Consider the following 3,763-nt stretch of genomic DNA (forward strand, 5'->3'; position numbering starts at 1 on the left):
CCCGTCCGTGAAATGGAATGCGGCGATTTGGGCAATGCGGTTGCCGCCCAGCGCGGCCTGGTCGACGTTCTGATAACCAAGGCTGATCGACGCGATGCCCGCTTGCGCCAGTGTGATGAGTTCGCCGTCCTCAGAGATGCCGTTTCCGTCGTCGCGCCAGAGCAGCAGTCTGTCGAAATTGCGGTCCAAATCATCAATGACGCCGTCGGCGTTTGAATCGAGCTTGCGCAGTTCCTCGAAGCCGTTGGCGGCGCCGCGCTGCTCGCCGAAAAGCTCGCCGCCGCCGGCGATGCGTCCGTCGCTGTCGCGGTCAAGCGCAAGGAAGGCGTCGCCGCCGGTGACGAAGGCCGTGCGCACCGGTTGCCCGTTGCCGAGCAGGTCAAAGCGCGCGCCGTCCGTGTAGCTGGTCAGTTCAATGCCATCGCCGTCCAGGTCAAGGATGAGCGGGTCGCCCTGCTGCACCTCGCCCTGCGTTGCGGAAACCTCGATGCTCATTTCGAAGGTGAACCGGAATTCGAGCTGTACTTGCCGGGCCTGCGCGCCGTCCGCCGGCGCGCCGGCGCCCTGGCCGCCAGACAATTCCGCAAGCAGGTTCTCCAGCAACTGGCGGACCATGTCGCCGGGCGCGTTTTCCTCCGTGTCATTGGCGAAGAACGTTCCGAGGAACTCAAAGACCTCGTTGAACATTTCGCCCGCAAGGCCCAGCAGCCGTTGCGCCAGTTCCGCGAAACGCCCGAACAATCCGCCGTCCTCGATGGTGTTCCCGGCAGCCGACGCAAAGCCTTCGAGGGCGGAGACAGAAAGCGACATCGAGAGTTCAAAGCGGGCGGCCACTTCGCGGCTCAACTCCGTGAGGGTTGCCTCTTTGTTGCCCGGGGCGCGCCCGGCCAACGCGGCCGTGCGCTGCGTGAACGCAGTCACCGCTTCGACTCGGGTGTTGAAAAGGAAATCGAATTCAAGCTGCTGGCCCGCGGAGGGCGCCGCGGTGGGTGTCGCGCCGGAGGGCGGCTGGCCCGGCCTTGCCTTGGGCGGATGGTAGACCGCTGCTTCAAAGGCGCGCGCGACCGCCGCTTCCCGGCTGTGGCCGAGCGCGGAGGACACACCACTCGCGGATAATGCGTGATTTGCGCGCGGTGCGGGCGTCAACTGACGGAGGCGCCCCGCAGGACCGCCCGCATCAGACGCCGGGGATATCACTTGTCCTGGCCCTAAAACCGAAGAAATTCCCATTGCAGCCCCTCCGGACCACGAAGGTCGCTGGGTCCGAATCCGTCGCACTCTGTTCATCGGCGGCGGTGACGGGATCTTTAGCGCAATCGGTTGTTCTGGCGGCCGGGCGCCGGCTCCCGGCCGAGTCGTGACCTTGAACCAGCAGGGCGATTCTCGCGCTTTGCCTGAATACTTGACATTTCGCTGTGAATGGGTCAGGATATTTTCACTTGGAGCAACGTGGGATGCGCCGCGGTTCCCGTAGCCGGGGGTTGCGGCCAGAGTGTGTGAAGGCTTTCAAAACGTGAGGGACGTAACATGACTAGCAGATTCGCAGCAATCGCTATCTTTGCCCTGCTGTTGGGGCTGGTGTCCTTTCCGGCGGCGGCAGACCCCGGCGATGTCTCGATGCCGGACGATGCGCTTGAGGCCGCCGTCGAGCTCATCATCGGCGACGATGGGATTGCGGATGCCGTGGATGGCAACTGGCTGATAGGCGATGGCGGTTCGAGCGCCGGGCCGGGCGCAAACGACCCGGACGGTCTAATCGAACTCGGGGTTGAGGCGGGCACGTTGAACGCTGTTGTTGGAGTGACGGACCTGACGGGGCTTGAGGCGGCGACGAACCTCGAACTCCTCGTCATGGCTCTGGGCACCATAGGTGACCTTACCCCGCTCAAGGACCTGACAAGCCTGCTAGGGGTTCTCATGTTCAATTGCGGCATAACAGACGCGCGCGTTACGGAATTGCTCTCAGGCGCCGCAAATCCGGTGGTGTTATTCTTCGCGAACGTCGGGGAATCGCTCGGCGACGAGAATAGCGTCGGGACCACCGGCCTCAACGCGATTGGCGCGAAGGGCGGGGTTATTGAACTCAGTATAGGCCAGAATGGTTCAGATATCGACATTTCTGGCCTCGCCGGCCTGCCGCTCGGCAGTAGTGATCTGATAGACGTTGGCCTGGAACTGCACGGAAATACCATCACGGCCGGATTGACCGCCCTCGAGACGCTTACGGACCTGTTTCGTCTCGACCTGACGGATACGGGGCTGGATGACACGGAATTGGCTTCCGTTGACTGGTCCCAGCTTACCGGCCTGACCAATGAATTGTACCTGGACGCGAACCAGATTACGGATATCACGCCGCTGGCGGGCCTCGGCGCCACGCTGCAGGGGCTTCTTAGCCTGTCCGGCAACAATATCAGCACGGGGCTTGATGCGCTGGAATCCTTGACCGCGCTTCAGATTCTCAACCTTGCCGCAAACGCCATGGACGATGCGGCCTTGGCCGCGGCGGATTGGTCGCAAATGGCCGCGCTGACCGAGATTTATTTCACGCAGAACGCGATTACGGATATCACGCCGCTGCTCGGTCTCATCGGCGCGGCTGCCCCGGGCTTGTCTATTGACCTGACGAACAACCCCCTGGACACGGAGTCCGTCTGTGATGACATTCCGGCGCTTGAAGCGGCGGGTTTCATCGTAACCCAGAACGCCGAACCCTGTGGGCCAACGCTGACCTTGAACGTGGTAGGCACCGGCAACATCACGCCGGGCCCCGGTAGCCAACGTTATCTCCCGGGCGCGGGAGTCAGCCTCCGGGCCGACCTGATTGACGGCAGCGGCTATGCCTTTGACGGCTGGTACGACACGACGGATGGCGCGCCCGGCACCTTGATTTCGCGGGACCAGAACACGGCCGTCACTGTGACCGAAGATATCACCATCGACGCCGTGTTCGTGAACACGGGCGTCTTCAATCTGACCGTTGGCATCGACGGCGCGAGCACGGGAAGCGGCTCGATAGGCGGCGACATTCTTGCGCCGGGTGTATATGCGTTTGTCGCGGGCCGCAACGCGAACCTGGGCGTGTTCCCGTCCGCCGGCAGTTTCTTCGGCGGCTGGACCGGCGACTATGTGGGCTACGACCCGTTTATCAGCGTCACCATGGATGCGGACAAGGCCGTCACGGCGCTGTTCACTAACAGCGGTCACATCCTGACCATTGCCGTGGCGACGGAAGGTAGTGCGGACCCGCCCCAAGGCTACACGAACCCCTTCCCCGCGGACCATGCTTTTGCCGATGGCACCGTGGTGACCGTGATTGCCTTCGCGACGGATCCGGGCTGGCGGTTTACCCGTTGGGATGACGGCACGAAGGCGGATGTATTTACGTCGGAAATCACGGTCGGGCCGCTTACGGCCGACCGGACCATCACGGCCTATTTTGAGCCGGTCGATTTCTTGACCCTGACCATGATTCGCACGGGAGACGGCACCACCATTCCGCCCTCGGCACCTGCCCCCGGAACCGACCATCTGGTTCTGCCCGGACAACTGGTGTCCGTGGAAGCGATTCCCGACCCCGGCAACGTGTTTCTCAATTGGGACGGCGTGCCCCCGGGGTTCTCGCCGACGGCCCCTTCCTTCTCGTTCACGATTGAGTCTGACACTACTCTGACGGCGAATTTCGCGCCGGGGGATACCGTGCTGGTGATAACGGACCCCGTCGGCAACGGCACGACCGACCCAGCCACGGGCATTTATGATT

General features: G+C 62.9%; 2 protein-coding genes. One reads left to right on the forward strand and one right to left on the reverse strand.

From position 1 onward, the window contains the following. The coding region (locus KA184_23575; GenBank protein MBP8132571.1) for a hypothetical protein at positions 1-1,101 on the reverse strand (1,101 nt) is incomplete at its 3' end. Between the two features lie 426 nt (positions 1,102-1,527). On the opposite strand from KA184_23575, the gene KA184_23580 reads away from it, so the two are divergent. After that, a partial coding sequence (locus tag KA184_23580; GenBank protein ID MBP8132572.1) for a hypothetical protein occupies positions 1,528-3,763 on the forward strand: 2,236 nt, incomplete at its 3' end.

It is taken from the genome of Candidatus Hydrogenedentota bacterium, assembly GCA_018005585.1.
In the GTDB taxonomy this organism is placed as follows: Bacteria; Hydrogenedentota; Hydrogenedentia; order Hydrogenedentales; family JAGMZX01; genus JAGMZX01.